Genomic DNA, 19,685 nt, shown 5'->3' with positions numbered 1-19,685 from the left:
GCCAACGTACCAATCCTCAGGACGCGGGCAGACCGACTCCGGCGACACCGGACCGACGGAAGATCAGGACGCGCAGGCCTGACGGCAGGACCACCGGTGCTCGACGAGCGAGGAGATCAACTCGTCGAGAGCGCGGCGGAGTTCTCCGGTCTGTGTCTCGGAGAGCTCGGGCAGGACCGTGGCCAGTGCGATCGGGACGAGCGAGGCGGGACCGAGCAGTACGCCCATGGCGGCATCGAGCGCCACGACCTCACGATGCAGTTCGGTATAGGTGACCACTGTGGACCCTCGGGTCAGCGCGACCCCCTCCGGTTCGCACTGCACCGCGTCTGCGAGCAACCGTGGGAGTTCAGCCATTGCGGGCCAAGTGGTTTCGAGCTGGTGCACATCCCCGCCTTCGTCGAACGGTCGTTCCGGTTCCCCCCAACATACAGACAGTTTGGTCCGAATTGCGTGGAATGCCGATGAGCAGGCCGGGGGCTTCGAGCCCCCGGACGAGAGTGCTATGGTCGCGGAGACCGACACGGGGTGCTCCGCATTTGCGGGGCTGAGAACACACCCGTCGAACCTGATCAGGTAATTCTGACGAAGGGATGTTTCGGCATGACCCTGCCTGCGTGCAGTTCAATGACGACCACTCGTTTCACCGACACCTTGTGGGACCGAACCGGCACCCTCCGCGCCGCCATCGACGACTTGGAGTTCCTGCGGCGGCTCGGCGACGGCACCCTGCCACTCGACGCATTCCGCTTCTACATCGAACAGGACACGCTCTACCTCGCGGGATACGCGAAGGCCCTGGCCTTGCTGTCCGCCAAGTCGCCGAATCCCGGCGCCGGCGCGTTCTGGGCGACCAGCGCAGCCACCGCTGCCACCGAGGAAGCCGTGCTCCACCGCAATCTGCTCACCGGAGGGTTGCTGCCCCCGGCGCCCGGGCCGGTCACCCACTCCCCGGCGTGCCTGGGGTACGTGTCGTACCTGACCGCGACCGTCGCCACCGAGCCGTATCCGGTCGGCGCCGCAGCGGTGCTGCCCTGTTTCTGGATCTACGCCGAGGTCGCACGCGATCTGGCCGAACGTGCCTCGGACGTGCTCTCCGCCGATCCCGCGCACCCGTACGCGCAGTGGGTGTCCGCATACGACGACGAGGCGTTCCAGGACTCGGTCGTCGCAGCGCGTGAACTCGTCGACGCCGCGGGGGCCGCCGCCACGGACAGCGAGCGCGAGGCGATGGCCGAAGCGTTCACCATCGCCACGCGCTACGAACTGATGTTCTGGGCCGACGCGCTCGCGACGCAGCCGTGGCCCGCCTCATGAGGCTCGGGCACCGCATCGCGATTCTGCTGACCGCACTCGCCGCTGTGGTCACCGTTCCCGCGTGCTCGAACGAACCCGCCTCGGACGACACCATCCGGTTCGCCCTCGACTGGACGCCCAACACCAACCACACCGGGCTCTACGTGGCGATCCAGGAAGGGTTGTTTCAGCAAGCCGGTCTCGACGTTCAGATCCTGCCCTACAACAACACCACTCCGGACCTTCTGATCGATGCCGGCAATGCCGAGTTCGGGATCTCGACGCACTCACAGGCAACTTTCTCTCGCTCCGCCGGGTCGGACACCGTGACCGTCCTGGCGCCCCTACAGCACCGGGCCACCGCGATCGGCGTGCGGGCCGACCGCACCGACCTTCTCTCGCCCAAAGATCTCGACGGTCGCACCTACGCTGGTTTCGGTGACCCCGGCGACGAGGAGACACTGCGCCAGGTCATACGCAACGACGGCGGCACAGGCGAATTCGAATCGGTCGTGCTCGGGACGTCCGCATACGAGGCCGTGTACTCCGGCACCGCCGACTTCACCGTCTCCTACGTCGCGTGGGAAGGTCTCGAGGCCGAACACCGCGGACTTCCCATGCGATACTTCGCGCCCACGGACTACGGATTCCCCGACGCCTACTCGATCGTCGTCGACGGCAACGCGACCTGGCTCGCGGAACACCCCGACCGCGCGAAGGCATTCGTCCAGGCCCTGCAGCAGGGGTATCGGATCGCCGCCGACGATCCCCGACGCGGTGCGCAGGCTCTCATCGATGCCGAGCCGGGCACCTTCACCGACGAGGCGCTCGTGTTCGAGAGCCAGCAGATACTGTCCGGCAGTTACATGCGCGACGCGAACGGAGAGGTCGGCACACTCGACCTCGAACGGTGGTCCGGGTATTCGAGCTTCCTCTTCGAGTCGGGGCTCCTCGCCGGACCGGACGGTGCGACGCTCACCGAGGAACCGGACTGGTCGGAGTACTTCACCGATGCGTACCTCGTCGACTGAGAAAGCCCGCCGGACAACGGTATCGGGCCGTCTTCGCGCTCTGCTACCGGCCGTCGGGGTCGCATTGCTCCTCGTCGCCGTGTGGGAATGGTACGTGCGAGCCAGTGGCATCCGGCCGCAGGTGCTGCCTCCCCCGAGCCGGGTTCTGGCACAGGGTTGGGATCATCGTGCCGATCTTGCCGGCCACGCCGCCACTACTCTGCAGGTCACTCTCGCAGGATTCGCAGTGTCCCTTGTGGTCTCGTGGATACTGGCGGTCGCGGTGGACTTCTCGCCCACGCTGCGGCGCGCGTTCGTACCACTGTTCGTGGTGTCGCAGACCCTCCCGATCATCGCGATCGCGCCCCTGATGATCATTTGGTTCGGGTTCGGCCTGCTCCCCAAGATCCTCGTCATCGCCCTGGCCACGTTCTTCCCGATGACGATCGGCTTGATCGAGGGTTTCGCGGCAGCCGACCGCGACGCCAGTGCCTTACTGCGGAGCATGGGCGCCGGTCGTCGGCAGGAATTTCGGTACGTACGTCTACCGTCGGCCCTTCCCCGGTTCTTCACGTCGCTTCGCATCGGCATCACCTACGCCGTGGTCGGAGCGGTGTTCGCCGAATATGTCGGTGCCACCTCGGGTCTGGGAATCTACATGGCGACACAGAAGAATTCCTTCCGCACCGACTTGGTGCTCGCCGCGGTCGCTGTCACAGCCGCCGTCTCCCTGCTCCTGTACGTGCTCACGTATGCCGCCGAACGCGCCGTCGCGCCGTGGGCGCTGTCGCCGGAGACCCGATCATGAGCGCGGTGGCGGTGACCGGACTGCGCCGGTCCTTCGGCGGCAACACCGTTCTCGACGGCATCGACTTCGACGTAGCGGAAGGAGAATTCGTCTCGGTCATCGGGCCCAGCGGGTCGGGCAAGTCCACCCTGTTCGGCCTGATCGCCGGACTCGACACGCCCGACGCCGGAGCCGTCACCGTCGGCGGAGCACCCGCCGCACCCGGCCGTGCGGCACTGATGCCACAGAAGGATCTGCTGTTTCCGTGGCGCACAGTGCTCGACAACTGCACCCTCGGACTCGAAGTACAGGGCACACCGAGACGGCGGGCCCGCGACCGAGCGCGCCAGTTGTTTCCTGCCTTCGGGCTCGCCGGGTTCGAGCAGGCGCGACCCTCCGAGTTGTCCGGAGGAATGAGGCAACGGGCCGCACTCGCCCGGACCGTATTGCAGGGGCGCGACGTGCTGTTGCTCGACGAGCCGTTCGGCGCTCTCGACTCGCTCACCCGCACCGAGATGCAACTCTGGTTGCAGGAAGTGAGAATGCGCGACCGGTGGACGGTGCTGATGATCACGCACGACGTCCGCGAAGCCGTGCTGCTGTCGGATAGGGTGCTCGTTCTCTCCGCCCGGCCGGCAACGATTCGTCACGAGGTGCGGGTACCGCTCGACCGGCCACGGTCCCTCCGGACGCTTACCGAGCCCGCATTCGTCGCATTGGAGCGCGAATTGGTGTCGGTGCTGCACGAGGATCGCGGCTTCACCGTCACCGATCCGACGCGATCGGCACGCATCGACTCGCCGCCGACGAGCTGACCCCGGCGGCCACCGACGCGCGTCTTCGACGCTGGACGGTTCGGGACGCACTCACTCCGGGGCGAACGCCTTCTCGAGATCGGTGAGCGACTGCTCGAGGTGGGCGAGAAGTCGGGGCAAGGTCGGGAGTGTGCGGCGGCAGCCGACGATTCCGACGTCGAGCGAGCCGGCGGTGGTGGTGACCGTGATGTTCAGCGCTTGCCCGTCGAGCACGACCGACGTGGGATACACCCCTTCCAGGCGGGACCCCTGCCAGTACAGGGGTTCTCGCGGTCCCGGCACGTTCGAGATGATGAGGTTGAACGGAGGCGGTGTCAACCGTACGAATCCGGGTACGGGAGCCAGGCCGAGCGGAGCGATGTTGGCCGCCGACCACACCAGGGCCTCGACCGGCGTCAACCCGTGGAACAGGGCCTTTCCCTCACTCATCGATGCGCGGATCACCCGGAGTCGTTCGACCGGGTCGGGTGAATCGGTGCCGAGATTGCACAGCGTCACCCCCACCGAGTTCCCTCCGGCGTCGATCCGCTCGGCGGTGCGCAACGACACCGGCACCATCGCGACGAGAGGATCCTCGGGCAGCGCGTCGAGTTCGAGGAGAAAAGCGCGGAGGGCGCCGGAGCACATCGCCAGTACGACGTCGTTGAAACTCGCGTCTGCTTCGTCGCGGACCCGGGCGATGCGGTCGAGAGGCCACGATTGCGACGCAAACCGCCGCGCGCCGCCGATCGGGACGTTGAAGATCGATCGGGGCGCCTCGAACGGAAGCGCGACGCTGCGCTGCCCCAGCACCGTCCGCGCCACCCGCCACACGCCCGCGGCAGCCTCGGCGGCATCCCCGGCCAATCCGCGGGCCGCGACGAGAAGGGCCGCCGGAACGGGTGCCAGGCCGTTCGCCGGTGCGGCGGCGGTGTGTGCGGTCCGTGGGCGCGCCCGCTCCGGCAGGTTCCATGGCACCCGCGCCTCGGAATCCGGATCGGGGTCGAGCGTGCGATGCAGGAGCCGAAGAGCCGTCACGCCGTCCATGAGCGAGTGGTGCGTCTTCGTGTACACCGCGAATCGCCCGCCCTCGACCCCTTCGACGAGGTACATCTCCCACAGCGGGCGATGCCGGTCGAGGAGCGTGCCGTGCAGGCGGGAGACGAGGGCGAACAGGTCGGTGGACCGCCCGGACACCGGCAGCGCCGAGTGCCGCACGTGATATTCGAGGTCCACGTCCTCGTCGACGGACCACCACAGGTATCCGAGACTAGACACCGGATGCCCGGGCCGCTTGCGGAACACCTCGTCGACGACTTCGGTCTCGAGGAATTTCGCGTACAGGTCGGACACGTAGTCCGGTCCCGCACCCTCCGGCGGGGTGAATATCTCGAGCGATCCCACGTGCATCGGATGCTCTCTGGATTCGGCGAGCAAGAAGACCGAATCGGTCACGGGCATGATCCCCACTGCGCCCCCCATCGTCGCGCTCGGATTGTAACGAGCGTCACATTCATCGTACGTCCGGCGTACTCTCGAAATCCGGGGGTTCGCGCGTTCCGATCCGGACGCGCGGCACCCCGGCGCCGGGGCGAGAGGTATTGCCCGCAGGTGCAGCGGTACAAGAGCGGTACAAGGAGGTGCCGGTGATGTGCAGTGCTGTACCGGACCCGACGATTCCGGGCAGGTGGGTCCCGGGCGTGTCGGGCATGACGGACTCGAGCGCGGATGCGGCAGCATCACCGCCGCTGCGCCCCGCCCCGCTCGTGCAGGAATTCGCCGGTGTGAGCTTCCAGTCGCGCGCGCTGTCGATGTCCGTGCGGCGCACCATCCGGCCGTTCATCGAGGCATGGGCGGTCACCCCGTCCCTGCCGTGGCCGGCACCGCTGGTCGACCGGGCCGCCGTCACGGTCCGGCCCGTTCACGGCACCCGTCGCCACCGCGTCCGGTTGGCCGAGTGCGCAGCGGAGTTCCTCTACACCCCCGACGCGGGCGAGCACCAGGCGATCCTCTATCTGCACGGCGGCGCGTTCGTGTGCTGCGGCCTCGCAACCCACCGCAACCTCGTTTCCAGGATCTCGGCATCGACCCGGGCACCGGTGCTTGCCGTCGACTACCGCATGCTTCCCCGGCATCCCATCCGCCGGGCGGTCGAGGACGGAATCTCGGGTCTGCGCTGGTTGATGTCCCACGGATATCCGATCGAACGGATTGTCGTCGCGGGAGACTCTGCGGGAGGCTTTCTCACCTTCGCGGTTGCGCACGAGGCATTGCGCCTCGGGCTCGGGCGGGTGGCCGGCACCGTCGCGTTGTCACCGCTCACCGACCTCGACCCGCTCCCCAAGATGGAACATCCCAATTCCTACCGGTGCGCGTTGTTTCCGCGTCGGGCAGTCCCGGCTCTGCTCACCCTCGTCCGGCGCGCCGAGCGCCGCGGAGGTGACGGATACGAACCGGTGTCCTCGCCCGTCGATCTCGACCTCGCGGGCATGCCTCCCGCGCTCATCCAGACCGGATCCGAAGAGATGGTGTACACCGACGCCGTGACGATGGGCGAGCGACTCGAGGCGGCGGGGGTTCCCGCGCAGGTGCAGGTCTGGGAGAAGCAGATCCACGTGTTCCAGGCTGCCGCCGGAGCGGTCCCCGAGGGCGGCCGCGCGATCTCCGAGATCGGGCGCTTCGTTCGTTCCCTCGCCTGACGATCCTCACTCGTCCGGCGCGTTCCGTCGCCGTCCCGGTGGCGGGTCGCGCCGGTGTGAGGGATCGTGTGCTGCCGGACCCTCCGGCTCCGCTCTGCGCTTCGTCCGGTGTGCCGAGCACGGTGTCGGTGGGGGCGACTAGTGTTTTTTGGCACGGGTCGAAGCCCTGAGAAGGGACCGGAGCAAGGAAGGGGGCCGATCATGGCCGAGGCGCACAACCGGTTCGACCGCGACGTGGACCTGGCGTGGCGCGGATTCCGCGCGCGGCTGGCCGATCACGTCGCCGCAATGCAGGACGGTGACGGCCTGGTGCTCGAACCGCTCGCCGAGGAGTCGGCCGGGCCCGCCGGACCCTGCGTCCAGTTCTACGCGTGGAACGAGGACCAGGTGCGCTGCGAGGTGCCGTCCAACAGCCATCTCGCGCACGACCGCCGATTGCGCCCGGAAGACGAAGCGTTCCTGCTCGATCTCGGTCTGAACGCACCGTCACGTGGTGCGGACGACCCGGAGGACGGTGGTTCTCCCGCGTTCTGGATCGACCGCCCGCTGTCGTGGTCCGATCAGCTGGCAGAGCTCTCCGTTCGCGCGCTGCGCGAGGTCTGGGGCGTACCGCACCCGCTGTTCCTGCGGTCCGAAACCTTCGGTGCCGGGCACACACCGGTGTTCGATCCACCCGGCCCCCAGCCCGAGGCCCGTCCGGCTGCGCATCCCCAGCTCGCCGTCGAGCCCGCGAGCGAGGAGCACATCCGCGAGTTGATCGAATCCACCGTGCACGACCGCATCGGCGAGTGCCCCGCGTGGGACGAAGACGGCGATCTGGTCCTCAAGATCGACGGTGTTCTGGTCTTCGTCGGTGTCGGTCCGGGCGGCGCGACCGTCGACCTGTTCGCACCGATCGTCCACTCCATCACCGGCCGCACCCGCGCTGCGGAAGTGGTGTCCGATCTGAACCGGCGATGGCCCCACCTCAAATTCGTCCTCGTCGACGACCGCGTCGCGGTGGTGAACCACCTGCCCGCCTCACCGTTCGTGCCCGCACACCTGGTGTCGGCGCTCGACGGGCTGGCCCAGTTCCTCGAGACCGTCGACAACGGCTTCGCCTCCCACGTCGGCGGAATGCTGCTGCGCGAACAGGTACCCGACCATGAGTGCGTCCCGGAGTCGTTCGAGGATCCGCCGTGGACGCCCGAGGGGGAAGAGGATCTCCCCTTGCCGCTGTTGGCACTGCGCGACTTCCACCTCGAGGGCCGAATCGATGTGCCCGCCAAGACGGTCGCGGCAATCGGCGACTGGGAAGCCGAGCAGTTGCGGCAGTTCCTCGACCTGAGCAACGAACAGCAGGTCGGCTGGACGAGCGAAGCGCTGGCGCGCGCCGCGTCCGGCATGGACGACGGGGTGGCCGAGGCCGACGCGAAGGCGCACGAATGGGAACTCACCGGCCGATCGCTGGTGGCGGCACTCGAACTCGTCGAGCGGCGAGGCGACGATCCCAAGCAGCGTGCCGCCCGCTCGAAGCCGCTTCCGCCCGACCAGCCCGCCCTGTTCGACAACCCCGACGAACCGACCCTGTTCGACGGTTTCGGGGAGTGAACGCCGGGGCAGGTCAACGGGTCCGCGTCTGCGACGCGCCCGCTTTGCTGGCATGATTCGTCATCGTGACGTCGACGGAAAAGCTGCGCGAACTGGCCGGCCACCACGGGATCTCCACCACCTACGTCGGCTGGGACGGTAACGAGCACGACGTCTCCGAACAGACGCTGCAACGGATCCTCGCTGCTCTGGATATACCTGCCGGCACCCCGGAGGAGATCGCCGCGTCGCTCGCCGATGTGCCCGACCGGCCGTGGCGGCAGATGCTGCCGCCGTCCCTGGTGCTCACGGAGCACGAGGAACGCTCCTTTCCCGTCCACGTGCCGCACGGCGACCCTGTCTCGGTGTGGGTCGTCAGTGAGGACGGCGACGAGATCGAGGCCGAACAACTCGATATCTGGGTCGACCCGCGCGTCGTGGACGGCCGGCTCGTCGGCCGCGCCACCTTCGCAGTACCGCGGCTGCCTCTCGGCTGGCACACGCTGCATGCCCGCAGCAACGACATCGAGGGCACAGCGACTCTGGTGGTGACGCCGACTCGTCTGGCGACAGCCGACCGGATCCTGCAACGGCAACGCTGGGGTCTTGCAGCTCAGCTGTATTCGGTGCGATCGCGCCGGTCGTGGGGGATCGGGGACTTCGCAGACCTCGCCGATCTCGCGGCCGTCACTGCCGGGTACGGCGGAGATTTCGTGCTGATCAATCCGGTGCACGCCGCCGAACCGGTACCTCCGCACGAGCCGTCGCCGTACCTTCCGTCGTCACGCCGGTTCGTCGACCCGCTGTACGTGCGAGTGGAGGACGTTCCCGAATCCGCGTACCTGCCCCGCAAGCAGCGCGCCAAGCTGGACGAGAACGCAGCGCGCTTCACGAAGGTGAACAAGAAGGCGACGCAACTGGATCGGGACACCACGTATCGGGCGAAGCTGGACGTGCTCGAGCAGGTGTACCGCGTTCCCCGCGGCCCCGCCCGGCAAGCACGGTTCGACGCCTTCTGCGCCGAAAGAGGCACAGCGCTCGACGATTTCGCGCTGTGGTGTGCGCTGGCGGAGAAGTTCGGTTCACGACCGTCGCAGTGGCGCACCCACGCACCGTCGCCCGACCACCCCGGCATCGAAGAACTGCGGGAGAAACTGGCCGGCCGGATCGACTTCTATCGCTGGCTGCAGTGGGTGTGCGACGGGCAACTCACCTCGGCGCAGGAGAGCGCACACGCCGCCGGGCTCGGGATCGGGATCGTGCACGACCTGGCAGTCGGGGTACGACGAGACGGCGCCGACGCGTGGACACTCGGCGATGTCCTCGCCTCCGGTGTCACGGGAGGTGCGCCCGCAGACGACTTCAACCGCAACGGGCAGAACTGGAATCAGCCTCCGTGGCGACCCGACCGCCTCGCGGAAGTGGGTTACCGCCCGTACCGCGATGTGGTCCGGTCGGCACTGCGTCATGCGGGCGGCGTGCGGGTCGACCACATTCTCGGTCTGTTCCGCACGTGGTGGGTGCCCGAGGGGTTCTCCCCCGCCGACGGTGCCTATGTGCGGAGCAACCACGAGGCTTTGATCGGCATTCTCGCGCTCGAGGCGCAACGCGCCGACGCTGTGGTGATCGGTGAGGATCTCGGGGTGTTCGAAGAATGGGTGCAGGAGTATCTGTTCCGGCGCGGCATCGCGGGCACGTCGATCCTGTGGTTCGAGAAGGACGGCGACACTCCTCGCGCGCCGGAGACGTACCGCAGGCTGTGCCTGACCTCGGTCACCACCCACGACCTTCCGCCGACATCCGGTTACCTGGCTGCCGAACACATCACGTTGCGGTCGGCGCTCGGCCTGCTCGAGCGCGACCTCGCCACCGAACTTGCCGACGAGGCGGTCGCGCGTGATGCGGTGCTGCGCCTCGCGTCCGAGCGCGGATTCCCGGTCTCCGGAGACGAGCCCGGCGACGCCGTCACGGTGGAGTCGTTGCACCGGCTGATCGCCACGAGTCCGTCTGCACTGCTGGGACTTTCGCTCGCCGACGCGGTGGGTGAGCGACGCAGCCAGAATCAGCCCGGCACCGTCGACGAGTACCCGAACTGGCGGGTCCCGCTCGCCGACGAGCACGGCAAGGCGGTGCTGCTCGACGATCTGGCGGACAACAAGCGCTTCGCGACGCTCGCAGCGGCACTCTCACCGCCCGCCGAACAGTCGTCCTGACAACGCAGCCACCCGATCACCGGATCGGGTGGCTGCGCGGTGGCCGGACTACTACTTGCGGTACAGCATCTCGATATCGGCGGCGAACCGCTCGGTGACGACGTTGCGCTTGATCTTGAGGGTCGGCGTCAGTTCACCGGTTTCCTCGGTGAGATCCCGCTCGAGGACGACGAACTTCTTGATCGACTCCGAGTGCGACACCATCGTGTTCGCGTCGTCGACGATGGTCTGCAGGGCGTCGCGGAGCGTCGGGTCGTGACGCAGATCGGCGATCGTGGCCGTGCTCGGCTTGCCGTTCTCCGTCTTCCAGTTCTCGAAGACGTCGGGGTCGACGGTCAGCAGCGCGGTGATGAACGAGCGTCCGTCGCCGATCACGACCGCCTGCGAGATGATGGTGTGCGACCGCATCCGGTCCTCGAGAGGACCGGGCGAGACGTTCTTGCCCCCGGCGGTGATGATGAGGTCCTTCTTACGTCCGGTGATCGAGACGTAGCCGTCGTCGTCGATCGACCCGAGGTCTCCGGAACGGAACCAGCCGTCGTCGAACACCTCTGCGGTGGCCTCTTCGTTGCGCCAGTAACCGTTGAACAGAACGTTCCCGCGCAGTTCGATCTCGCCGTCCGCGGCGATGCGCGCAGCGTTGCCGCCCATCGGCCGGCCGACGGTGCCGATCTTCTGGTCCCCGGGCGTATTGACGCTGTGCGCGGCGGTGGTCTCGGTCAGACCGTAACCCTCGTAGATCGGGACGCCGACACCCCGGAAGAAGTGCCCGAGCTTGGGGCTCAGCGCACCGCCACCCGAGATGGCGTACCAGCATTCGTTACCCATCGCTGCACGCAGCTTGGAGTAGACGAGCTTGTCCGCCAGCCGGTGCTTGGCCTTGAGCAGCAGGGTCGGGCCGCCGTGGTCGAGGGACTCGCTGTACGCGACGGCGGTATTCTCGGCGAACGCGAAGATGCCGCCCTTGAGCGCTCCGCCGGCGGCAGCCTTGGCGGCGGCGCTGTCTCGGACCTTCTCGAACACGCGCGGCACGCCGAGGATGATGTTCGGCGAGTAGCGGGTGAACTGCCCCGCGACGGTCGAAAAATCCGCCCAGTGGGCCTGGGCAGCGCCCCCCTCGAACAGTGCGAGCGACACCGCGCGGGCCAGCACGTGGGCGAGCGGCAGGAAGGTCAGTCCGCGGTTCCCCGGCTTCGCGACGGCGCCGACCGTCGAGGTGAGGATCGCGCGCACCTCGGAGAGGAAGTTGGCATGGGTGAGCATGCATCCCTTCGGCCGTCCGGTGGTGCCCGACGTGTAGACGAGCGACGCGAGGTCGGCCGAGCGGATACCCGCCAGACGCGCCTTCAGTTCGGCGTCGTCGACCTCTGCGCCCTCGGCGATCAGGATGTTGATCGCGTCCGCCTCGATCTGCACGGTCCGGCGCAGGCTGTCGGGCATGTCGACGAACAACGCTTCGTGTCGCGGGGTCTCGACGATGGCCAGGCACGCCTCGGAGTCCTCGAGGATCCACCGGATCTGCTCGGTCGACGACGAGTCGTAGATCGGCACCGACACGGCACCGGCAGCCCAGATCGCGTAGTCGAACAACGACCACTCGTAGCGGGTCGCGGACAGGAGAGCCACACGATCGCCCGGCTGGACGCCGTTGGCGATAAGGCCCTTCGCGACGCCACTGACCTGCTCCCCGAACTGGCCCGCCGTCACGGCGATCCATTCGTCGCCCACCGGGCGCGAATACATCACTCGGTGCGGGGTCTTCTCCGCGTGTTCGAAGACCGTGTGGACCACGGACTCGTCCTCACCGATGGTGTACTGGGCAGGGGTCGAGTACTCACGCACTGATATCTCCATCGTTCTGGTCGGGAGTCCGGGCGGTGCCCCATTCCACGCGGCTTCGGAAGCGGCGCAAAAGGTGCACGAACCGGTCGAGATCTTCCTGTTCCCATTCGGCGAGACCCGCCCGGATCTCGCTGTGCCTGCGCACCACGGTGTCGTCGAGGATCGCCCGACCTCGCTCGGTGAGCCGTAGCGGGTTACCGGTCCTTACCGGTCCGGCTTCCGCCTCGACCCATCCCGCGTCGACGGCGTTCCGCACCTGGCGTGACACTGTCGAGCGGTTGACACCGAAGTTCACCGACACTTCGGTGGCACGGCAGCCCGGATGACGGGCTATGAATCCGAGCAGGGAGTGCTGGGCAAGGCTGAGAGCGTTGCCGTGTGCACGCTCTCCGGCTGTCAGGAAGCGGACGAGGTGCACGAACTCTTCGTAGACCTGCGCCACTTCGGTCTGGGCCGGCGTCCCGGCCTGCCACTCGTGTTGCACAGGGCAACTATAAGCGGGGGGTGTGCTGCGACACTAATCGGTAGGCCTCGTCGCCGCGATCGTCCCACGAGGAGTAGTGAAGAGAACCCCACGCGTTGTCACGCGTCTCGAGGCGGTGCCGGGCGAGCACCGGCCGGACGGTGCCCACCGCTAGCCTGTCCGTACCGTGGCGGCGCAGGTACAGGAGGGTTCGGATGGGTGATGGGGGCAGCCGAGACCTGTTCCGATATCTGGTCGCCGAAGAAGCCGACGACTACACCGCGGTGATGGACTGTTTCTCCGATCTGCTGCTCGCAGAACTCTCCGCTGCGGACATCACCTCGGTCCTCGCCTCGAAGGGCACACCGCTCCACGCCGACGTGGTCGAGGCACGCTGCCGCCGACTCGTCCACTGGGGCAATCTCGCGACCTCCGGCCGGGACCCCAGCGGAAACGCCGTCGCCGACTTCGTCCGGGCGCGTGCCCGGTACCGCACCACCGTTTCCGGGGCACGGGTACACCGCGAGGCCGCGGTGCTGGCGTCGTCGCGCGACGGAGCACGCGAGGTCGCGCGCGAATCCCTCGGCTGCATCGCGGATGCCCTCGCCCTCATCGACGACCTCGTCGGCGAGTCGGGCGCCGTGGCCGACCCCGACGCACTCGCCGGGCACGTCACCGGGCTCTTCGCGCACCACCGGAACTTCACCGACAGTGTCGCCGACTTCTATACCTACCTCGGCGGTGTCCTCGCCCGGCTGGATCTGTCCGACGACGAGTACACCGAGTTCAAGCTGCTGCTGCTCGAGTATCTCGATGTCGTCACCTCGGACGTCGCGAAGCACGCTCCGGTCGTCGCCACCCGGCTGGGCGATCTGATGCCCCGGCTCGACCTGGTCCTCGCCGCGCTGCCCGCCACCGGTCTCCCCGACACCGCGGGCGTCGTCAGGTCGCCTGGGCGCAGCCGCAGCGACTGGGACGAACTCGCCGAATGGTTCGACGAGGATTCGGGACCGCGCCGGTTGCGCGACGCGGCGGCGCACGCGCTGAGCCGTCTGCTGATCCACACCCGGCGGCTCACGTCGGCGACGCCGGGTTTTTCTCACCGCGCCGATCTCCTCCGCCTCGCCGGGTGGTTCGCCGAGTCGTCCGACGAGCAGGCCCATCGGCTGTTCGCAGCGACGTTCGGCGCGTACCCCAGCCGCCATCTGCTTCTCGGGCCCGACGAACCCGACCCGCGGGTCGGACCGGGTACCTCGTGGTGGGAAGCCGATCCCGTGCAGATCCCGGTGTCACTCCGGGAACGTGGCGACCGTTCGCCCCGGGGGCGAACCGCGCGCATCCCGGATCCGGCGCCCGATCGCTCGCGTGCCGACGCACTCGCGGCACGCGAATCGCGGGAGAGGGCCGAGGCGGTGCACGAACTCTGCACGGCGGGCGACCTGAACGGCGCGCACATCTCCGATCTCGCCCGCGATCTGCTGCTCGACGCTCTCGGTGCGCTCCTCGCGCGCTATCGATCCGTCGACGGGACCGTGCACGTCGACGATCACGATCTCGGTTTCTCGCTCACCGCCGAGCCGGGTACCGACACCGTGGTGCACTCCCCCAGCGGTGACCTCACCGTGCACTCGCTCTCGTTGCGGGCTTCGGAGTCCGGCGGTACCCGTGCGCACACCGACAGCGACTCGCAGAGAACGGGGATGCCGTGACGACCTCGACGGGCACCGTCGCCCAGGACACCACCGGCCGGCGTCACGCGGCCCGGGTGCTCCTCCAGCAGCCGATACTCACCGCCGCGCAGGACCCCGAGACCTTCGAACTCGTCCGACGGCACGCCACGTCGTTGAAGTCCATGTTCGCCGACAGACTGGGATACACGCTCGTCGTCGATACCTCGTTCGTCCGGCTGACGAAGGCACCCATCGAGGGGTCGGCGCCGAGCCGTCCACTGCGTCGAGGCAACGGGGACGAGTTCGGCGCCACCGCGTACATGTATCTGGCGCTGGTGTGTGCGGCCCTCCTAGCGCCCGGTACGGAGGATCGTGTTCTCGTCTCGAACCTCGTCGACCGGATTCGCGTCGACGCGGAGGAACACGGCATCGAACTCGGCGACACCCTGTCCGAACGCCGGCACCTGGTGTCGGCGTTGCACACACTTCAGGAGTGGGGCGTGCTCGGTGAGTCCGACGGGGACGGTGGCCACGAGGCCGACGTCCCCGGCGAGGTCACGCTGACAGTGGACCGGGCGCTGCTCCCCCACCTGTTGTCGGGTCCGTTGCACAAGGCAGCCGGACCGGCAGCGGTGCTGTCGTCACCGGTGCCGGAGCCGCCGACCCGCCGGTTGTATCGCCGCCTGGTGGAAAACCCGTTCGTGGCCCGGGCCGACCTGGACGCGGACGCTCTCGACGTGCTCGTACGCGACCGGGCCGAGCTGACACGCCTCCTCGACGAGGACTTCGGACTCGTTCTCGAAGTCCGCACCGAAGGTGCTCTGGCCTACGACCCCGACGGGGAACTCACCGACGTGCCGTTTCCCGGAGCGGGCACGCTGGAGCAGGCGGCGCTGCTGCTGGTCTCCGAACTCACCGACCGGTACGAGACCGAGCCGGGTGACGACCTCCACGTCGACACCGGCACCCTCGACGCCGTCCTCGGCGAACTCGCGGCGACACATGCACGCACGTGGCGTCGTGACTACGTCCGTGACGTCCCGCTGCTCCGACGCGACGTCACGTCGCTGCTGGCGCGGCTCGGACTCGCCCGACCCTTCGAGGACGGACTGATGCTGGCCGCCCCCGCCGCCCGTTACCGCCCCACTGCCGCCGAAAGATCTGCCACATGACCCATTCCTCCGAGGCTCTCCTTCTCGACGAAGGCGTTCCGGTAAGCCGTCCCGATCGCTGGCGCCTGTCGCGAGCGGGAATCGTCAACGTGTGGCACTACCTCGACACCGAGTTCGCGCTGTCGGGCGGCCGGATGATCCTGCGCGGCACCAACGGTTCGGGCAAGTCGCGTGCCCTCGAGATGCTCCTGCCGTTTCTTCTCGACGCCGACCGCAAGCGGATGGATGCCACCGGCGCCGCAAAGGTCGACCTCGACGAACTGATGCGCACCGGCTCCGGCGGGCAGACCAACAGGATCGGGTACCTGTGGATCGAGTTGGCGCGTCCCGCCGGCCATCTCACCATCGGCGCGCACATCCGGTACAGCGCGACCGCGCATCGCAGCGAGGTGCACTTCTTCACCAGCGACCTTCGTGTCGGGCACGACCTGCAACTCGTCGACGATCTCCGGTCCCCGCTCTCGCGCGACGATCTCGCCGGCCGGATCGGCGCGGACAGGCTCACCCGCGAACCCGAGCGGCATCGGGACACCGTCCGCGACCTGGTCTTCGGGTTGCGCGGCGAAGGTGGGCGCGATCGCTACACCGGGCTGCTGCAATTGCTCCACACGCTGCGGTCACCCGACGTCGGCAACCGGATCGACGAGGGCAGGCTGCCTCAGATCCTCTCGGACGCCCTTCCTCCGCTCGCCGACAACATGCTGCTGGAAGCGGGTAGCCAACTCGATCTGCTCGGGGAGAGCCGCCGGGCGCAAGCGCAGCTCGAGGCGTCTCTGACGCGGGTACGCCAGTTCCACGCCGTCTACCGCCGTTACGCCGCCGACCTGCTGCGGGCGAGTGCCGAAGCTGCGGTCGCCGCGGCCGACCGGGTGTCCGACACCGAACGTGAACTTGCGGCCGCCGAAGCCGACGCTGCCGATCTCGACACCCAGGCCGCCGCGGCCGAGACACGACTCCGTGAACGCCGCGATCAGCTCGCCGAACTCGAGCGCGCGATGCGCGGACTCGAGACACACGAGCTGTTCCGCACCGCAGACGATCTCGCCCAGCGTCAGCTCGCCGTCGACGCTCTGGGACTCGCCGCGGATCAGGCAATTTCCGCGGCCTCGCGGGCACGTGCCCACGAGCGCCTCGAATCCGACCGTGCCGGAGAACTTCTGGACGAGTTGTCGGCGGCGGTCGGGCAGGCCACCGAGCGGCTCGCGCTGGCGAAACGTGAACTCACCACCGCCACGGTTCCCCACGGCGCGCTTCCCGCCGACATCCGTCTCGAGATCGAGCGGGAGGCTTCGGGCCTGCACCCGATCCGTACCGACCGTGACGCGACACCCGAGTCCGCGCCGCGCCCGACGGTCGCCCGGGTCAAACTCGTCCCCGAGCACTGCGAGGATGCCCGTGCGGCAGCCGAACAGGCGGCAGCGGCAGCCAGGCGCCGGCGCGAACAGGCCACCCGCCGACTCGGCGAAGCGCGGCGGCTCGATCTCTCCGGGCGCGGCGTACGCGAGGCGGAGACAACCGCCGAGCGAGCCGCGGGGGAAGCCGAACGCGACGCCGCTGCGCGAGCCGACGCCGCGGCCAGGCTCGACGACGCCGCACTCTCGTTGCGGCACGGGTGGCGTGAGTGGCTCACCTCGGATTCGACGTCCGCGCTCCTGCCCGACCTCGACGCCGTGACGTTGATGCGCCGCTTGTCGGCGCACCTCGAGTCCGTCACCGACATCGATACCGACCCCGGCAGCCGGGCCGATCCGATCCTGTCGGAACTCGCCGCACTCCCGGCCGCCGCGGCCGATGCGGCGCCGGAAGTCCTGGGCGAGACCGCGGTCGCGCCTCCCCAGAACCTCGTGGCAGAGTCCCGGCGCCGCGCACTGACAGAAGAACAGGCAGCACTCGAAAGCGACGACGGGACGCCTGAGGGCGCGCCGTGGCAATCCGAGAGCGACGGCGTACCTCTCTGGCAGGCAGTCGAGTTCGCCGACACCCTCGGCGACGACGACCGCATCGGCATCGAAGCGGCACTGCTCGCAGCCGGTTTCCTGACCGCGACCGTCGACGGCGAAGGCCGGTTGCGCGCGCACACCGGTCAGGTACTCGTCTCTCCCCGCGGCGAACTGCCGCGGCAACCGCTGTCGACGGTGCTCGTCCCCAGCCCTGACACGGAGGTACCGCTCACCGCGATCACGGCTGTGCTGTCCGCGATCGGTTTCGAAGACGCCGCTGCGGTCGCGTCGGTGTCGCGGGACGGTCGCTGGCACAACGGGGTACTGCGTGGCCGGCACACCGCCGAGTCCACCCGGTACATCGGCGCCGCGGCCCGCGACGCCGCGACGGCGGCCCGGCGCATCCGGATCGACGAGATCACCGCGGATCTCGCCGCACTGGATCTGGCCGAGGAGGTCCGGACAGCCGGACGCGGTGACGCGACGGCACATCCGTCACGGTGGTACGCGCACACGTCGTCCGCCCCCACCACCGGCGCCCTCGACGAGGCGCTACACCGCTACCGGGAGGCCGACCGGCGTGCGCGCAGCAGCGCCGCCGCCGCGACCGAACTCAGAAAACACGCCGCGACGCTGCGGAGCCAATGGTCCACCGACCTCGACACCCACCGCGCCACCTGCCTCCACTTCGCGCTGCCGCGAGACGTGCCGGATCTCGAGGAGGTCGTCGACACCTGCGCAGTCGCCGAGAAGACCTGCCTGGAGTTGGCGCGCGACATCGGTGAGGTCCTTTCCGCGCGAGCCAGGTTCACTCTCGCCGTCGACCGTTTCGCATCAGCCTCCGGCGTGCGGGTCGAGGCGGAGGAGAACGCCGAATCGTGCTGGCACGAGTGGCACGGCAAGGCTGCGGTCGTTGCCGCACAGGCCGAGGCACTCGACGTCGATACGGCCGATCTCGCTCGGGAACTGCGCAACTCCGACACCGAACGCGCACGCACGGAAGAGCAGTGCCGACGCACCGTCACCCACCGCGAACATCTCGGCAAGGCCGTCGCCGAAGTCCTCCAACGATGCGCGACCGTGCGTGAACGTCTCCGCCGCGACCGCGACGAACTCACGGCGGCCGCGGGCCGGTTGTCGGCGCAGGTGCAGTTGCCCGAGATCAGTGCGGCCGCCGACGTTCCGGCCGAACCGCTCGCCCACCTCGACGACCCGGACCACGTCCGCACCGCCGCCCAGGCACTGCTGAACGTACTGCCGGCGAGCACCGGGACGGGCGACAACCGGATTCTCGCGGCCTTGCAACGATTCGACCGCGACATCTCCGACCGCCTCGAAGTCCGGCACACCGTCACCGAGTCCGCGCACGTGGTCGGGATCGGCGGCGTCGGCGACGACTCCACGCCCACCGGGGTGCTGGCGGAACTCACCAAGCGGGCCGAGGACGAGAGCCGCGCGCTGTCCCAGCGTGAACGCGACGTGTTCACCGGTTTCGTGCTGGGCGGCGTCGCCGACGAACTACGCCGGCGCATCACCCAGGCCGAACAACTCGTCGCTGCGATGAACACGAGCCTGGCTGGTAGTCGCACGACCCACGGGATCGGAGTGCGGATCGCGTGGCGTCCGGTGCGGGAGGACGCCGACGCGGCGCTCGTGACCCGTCTGCTGACCGGAACGCGGTCACCGGGCGACAGCGAAGAACTGCTCGAGTTGCTGCGCCGTCGGGTTGAGGCGTCGCACGCGACCGATCCGTCGGCCGGATACGCCACGCATCTGTCGGAGGCACTGGACTACCGGAAGTGGCACACCGTCGAGGTGACGATCGTCGGCCCCGAACCCGATCAAGAACGCAGGATCTCCACCCGCGCCAAGATCTCCCAGGGTGAGACCAGGTTCGTCTCGTACGTCTCGTTGTTCGCCGCCGCGGACGGTTACCTGTCCGGTCTGCCCGACACCGATCTGGCCCTGCGGCTCGTCCTGCTCGACGATGCCTTCGCGAAGATCGACGAACCGACCATCGGTGAGCTCATGGGACTGCTCGTGCGCCAGGACATCGACTTCGTGATGACCGGGCACGCACTGTGGGGCTGCGTGCCGGGTGTGCCGGCCCTCGACATCTACGAGGTGCGCCGGCTCGAGGACGGATCGGCGGTCACCACCCGGGTGCACTGGGACGGACGCAACCGCCTCGTCCGACCCGCCGAGTCGTGACACAGACCGGGGCCGGGCG

Annotated in this window: 14 protein-coding genes and 1 riboswitch; of the genes, 10 read left to right on the top strand and 4 right to left on the bottom strand. The window is 68.5% G+C overall.

The window, feature by feature from the left end; all coding sequences use genetic code 11:
- Window positions 1-63: 63 nt before the first annotated feature.
- The gene (locus RDCOP1_RS10800; protein WP_072700209.1) at window positions 64-357 is read right to left on the bottom strand and encodes a hypothetical protein; all 294 of its coding nucleotides are present in this window, start codon (window positions 355-357) and stop codon (window positions 64-66) included.
- Window positions 358-514: 157 nt separating this feature from the next.
- Window positions 515-611: riboswitch (TPP riboswitch) on the top strand.
- Between RDCOP1_RS10800 and RDCOP1_RS10795 the strand changes: the two genes are divergently transcribed.
- The 4 genes from RDCOP1_RS10795 (at window position 604) to RDCOP1_RS10780 (ending at window position 3,908) form a co-directional block, all read left to right on the top strand.
- Window positions 604-1,317, top strand: coding sequence for a TenA family protein (locus tag RDCOP1_RS10795; protein ID WP_072700207.1), 714 nt, complete (start codon window positions 604-606; stop codon window positions 1,315-1,317). (Overlaps the previous riboswitch by 8 nt.)
- Window positions 1,314-2,327, top strand: coding sequence for an ABC transporter substrate-binding protein (locus RDCOP1_RS10790; protein WP_072700464.1), 1,014 nt, complete (start codon window positions 1,314-1,316; stop codon window positions 2,325-2,327). Before RDCOP1_RS10795 ends, RDCOP1_RS10790 begins: the two co-directional genes overlap by 4 nt.
- Window positions 2,308-3,114 (top strand): ABC transporter permease, encoded by an 807-nt coding sequence (locus RDCOP1_RS10785; protein WP_072700205.1) that lies wholly within the window; start codon window positions 2,308-2,310, stop codon window positions 3,112-3,114. The genes RDCOP1_RS10790 and RDCOP1_RS10785 overlap by 20 nt, the downstream gene beginning before the upstream one ends.
- Window positions 3,111-3,908, top strand: coding sequence for an ABC transporter ATP-binding protein (locus RDCOP1_RS10780; protein ID WP_072700466.1), 798 nt, complete (start codon window positions 3,111-3,113; stop codon window positions 3,906-3,908). Before RDCOP1_RS10785 ends, RDCOP1_RS10780 begins: the two co-directional genes overlap by 4 nt.
- 51 nt (window positions 3,909-3,959) lie before the next feature.
- On the opposite strand, the gene RDCOP1_RS10775 is transcribed toward RDCOP1_RS10780, so the two are convergent.
- Window positions 3,960-5,348 (bottom strand): WS/DGAT/MGAT family O-acyltransferase, encoded by a 1,389-nt coding sequence (locus tag RDCOP1_RS10775; RefSeq protein ID WP_174555799.1) that lies wholly within the window; start codon window positions 5,346-5,348, stop codon window positions 3,960-3,962.
- Window positions 5,349-5,596: 248 nt separating this feature from the next.
- Between RDCOP1_RS10775 and RDCOP1_RS10770 the strand changes: the two genes are divergently transcribed.
- The 3 genes from RDCOP1_RS10770 to malQ all read left to right on the top strand — a co-directional run bounded on the left by RDCOP1_RS10770 (window position 5,597) and on the right by malQ (window position 10,368).
- Window positions 5,597-6,586, top strand: a complete 990-nt coding sequence (locus RDCOP1_RS10770; RefSeq protein WP_072700201.1) for an alpha/beta hydrolase — start codon at window positions 5,597-5,599, stop codon at window positions 6,584-6,586.
- A 201-nt stretch (window positions 6,587-6,787) separates the two neighbouring features.
- Entirely contained in the window at window positions 6,788-8,176 is a 1,389-nt protein-coding gene (locus RDCOP1_RS10765; RefSeq protein WP_072700199.1) for a TY-Chap domain-containing protein, read from the top strand.
- Window positions 8,177-8,241: 65 nt separating this feature from the next.
- Window positions 8,242-10,368 (top strand): 4-alpha-glucanotransferase, encoded by a 2,127-nt coding sequence (malQ, locus tag RDCOP1_RS10760; RefSeq protein WP_072700197.1) that lies wholly within the window; start codon window positions 8,242-8,244, stop codon window positions 10,366-10,368.
- Window positions 10,369-10,419: 51 nt separating this feature from the next.
- Here the strand turns inward: malQ and RDCOP1_RS10755 are convergent, their stop codons facing one another.
- The gene (locus RDCOP1_RS10755; protein ID WP_072700195.1) at window positions 10,420-12,210 is read right to left on the bottom strand and encodes an AMP-dependent synthetase/ligase; all 1,791 of its coding nucleotides are present in this window, start codon (window positions 12,208-12,210) and stop codon (window positions 10,420-10,422) included.
- Window positions 12,203-12,694, bottom strand: a complete 492-nt coding sequence (locus RDCOP1_RS10750; RefSeq protein WP_072700193.1) for a MarR family winged helix-turn-helix transcriptional regulator — start codon at window positions 12,692-12,694, stop codon at window positions 12,203-12,205. Before RDCOP1_RS10750 ends, RDCOP1_RS10755 begins: the two co-directional genes overlap by 8 nt.
- A 194-nt stretch (window positions 12,695-12,888) precedes the next feature.
- On the opposite strand from RDCOP1_RS10750, the gene RDCOP1_RS10745 reads away from it, so the two are divergent.
- The 3 genes from RDCOP1_RS10745 to RDCOP1_RS10735 are packed head-to-tail and all read left to right on the top strand — an operon-like array spanning window position 12,889 to window position 19,666.
- A complete protein-coding gene (locus tag RDCOP1_RS10745) occupies window positions 12,889-14,382 on the top strand; it encodes a TIGR02677 family protein (protein ID WP_072700191.1) in 1,494 nt (497 codons plus the stop codon).
- Window positions 14,379-15,515: a TIGR02678 family protein gene (locus RDCOP1_RS10740; protein ID WP_072700189.1), complete on the top strand. Its 1,137-nt coding sequence runs from the start codon at window positions 14,379-14,381 to the stop codon at window positions 15,513-15,515. Before RDCOP1_RS10745 ends, RDCOP1_RS10740 begins: the two co-directional genes overlap by 4 nt.
- Window positions 15,512-19,666 (top strand): TIGR02680 family protein, encoded by a 4,155-nt coding sequence (locus RDCOP1_RS10735; RefSeq protein WP_072700187.1) that lies wholly within the window; start codon window positions 15,512-15,514, stop codon window positions 19,664-19,666. Before RDCOP1_RS10740 ends, RDCOP1_RS10735 begins: the two co-directional genes overlap by 4 nt.
- Window positions 19,667-19,685: the final 19 nt, after the last annotated feature.

The sequence above is a fragment of the Rhodococcus coprophilus NBRC 100603 genome (assembly GCF_001895045.1).
Classification (GTDB): Bacteria; Actinomycetota; Actinomycetes; order Mycobacteriales; family Mycobacteriaceae; genus Rhodococcus; species Rhodococcus coprophilus.
This window is presented reverse-complemented; position numbering and strand designations above follow the sequence as displayed.

What these genes read in the sequence shown, in the direction of transcription:
- RDCOP1_RS10735 (WP_072700187.1), top strand. Translation starts at nt 15,512, where the DNA reads ATGACCCATTCCTCCGAGGCTCTCCTTCTCGACGAAGGCGTTCCGGTA.
- RDCOP1_RS10800 (WP_072700209.1), bottom strand. Translation starts at nt 357, where the DNA reads ATGGCTGAACTCCCACGGTTGCTCGCAGACGCGGTGCAGTGCGAACCG.
- RDCOP1_RS10745 (WP_072700191.1), top strand. Translation starts at nt 12,889, where the DNA reads ATGGGTGATGGGGGCAGCCGAGACCTGTTCCGATATCTGGTCGCCGAA.
- RDCOP1_RS10795 (WP_072700207.1), top strand. Translation starts at nt 604, where the DNA reads ATGACCCTGCCTGCGTGCAGTTCAATGACGACCACTCGTTTCACCGAC.
- RDCOP1_RS10775 (WP_174555799.1), bottom strand. Translation starts at nt 5,348, where the DNA reads ATGCCCGTGACCGATTCGGTCTTCTTGCTCGCCGAATCCAGAGAGCAT.
- RDCOP1_RS10790 (WP_072700464.1), top strand. Translation starts at nt 1,314, where the DNA reads ATGAGGCTCGGGCACCGCATCGCGATTCTGCTGACCGCACTCGCCGCT.
- RDCOP1_RS10770 (WP_072700201.1), top strand. Translation starts at nt 5,597, where the DNA reads ATGACGGACTCGAGCGCGGATGCGGCAGCATCACCGCCGCTGCGCCCC.
- RDCOP1_RS10765 (WP_072700199.1), top strand. Translation starts at nt 6,788, where the DNA reads ATGGCCGAGGCGCACAACCGGTTCGACCGCGACGTGGACCTGGCGTGG.
- RDCOP1_RS10785 (WP_072700205.1), top strand. Translation starts at nt 2,308, where the DNA reads ATGCGTACCTCGTCGACTGAGAAAGCCCGCCGGACAACGGTATCGGGC.
- RDCOP1_RS10780 (WP_072700466.1), top strand. Translation starts at nt 3,111, where the DNA reads ATGAGCGCGGTGGCGGTGACCGGACTGCGCCGGTCCTTCGGCGGCAAC.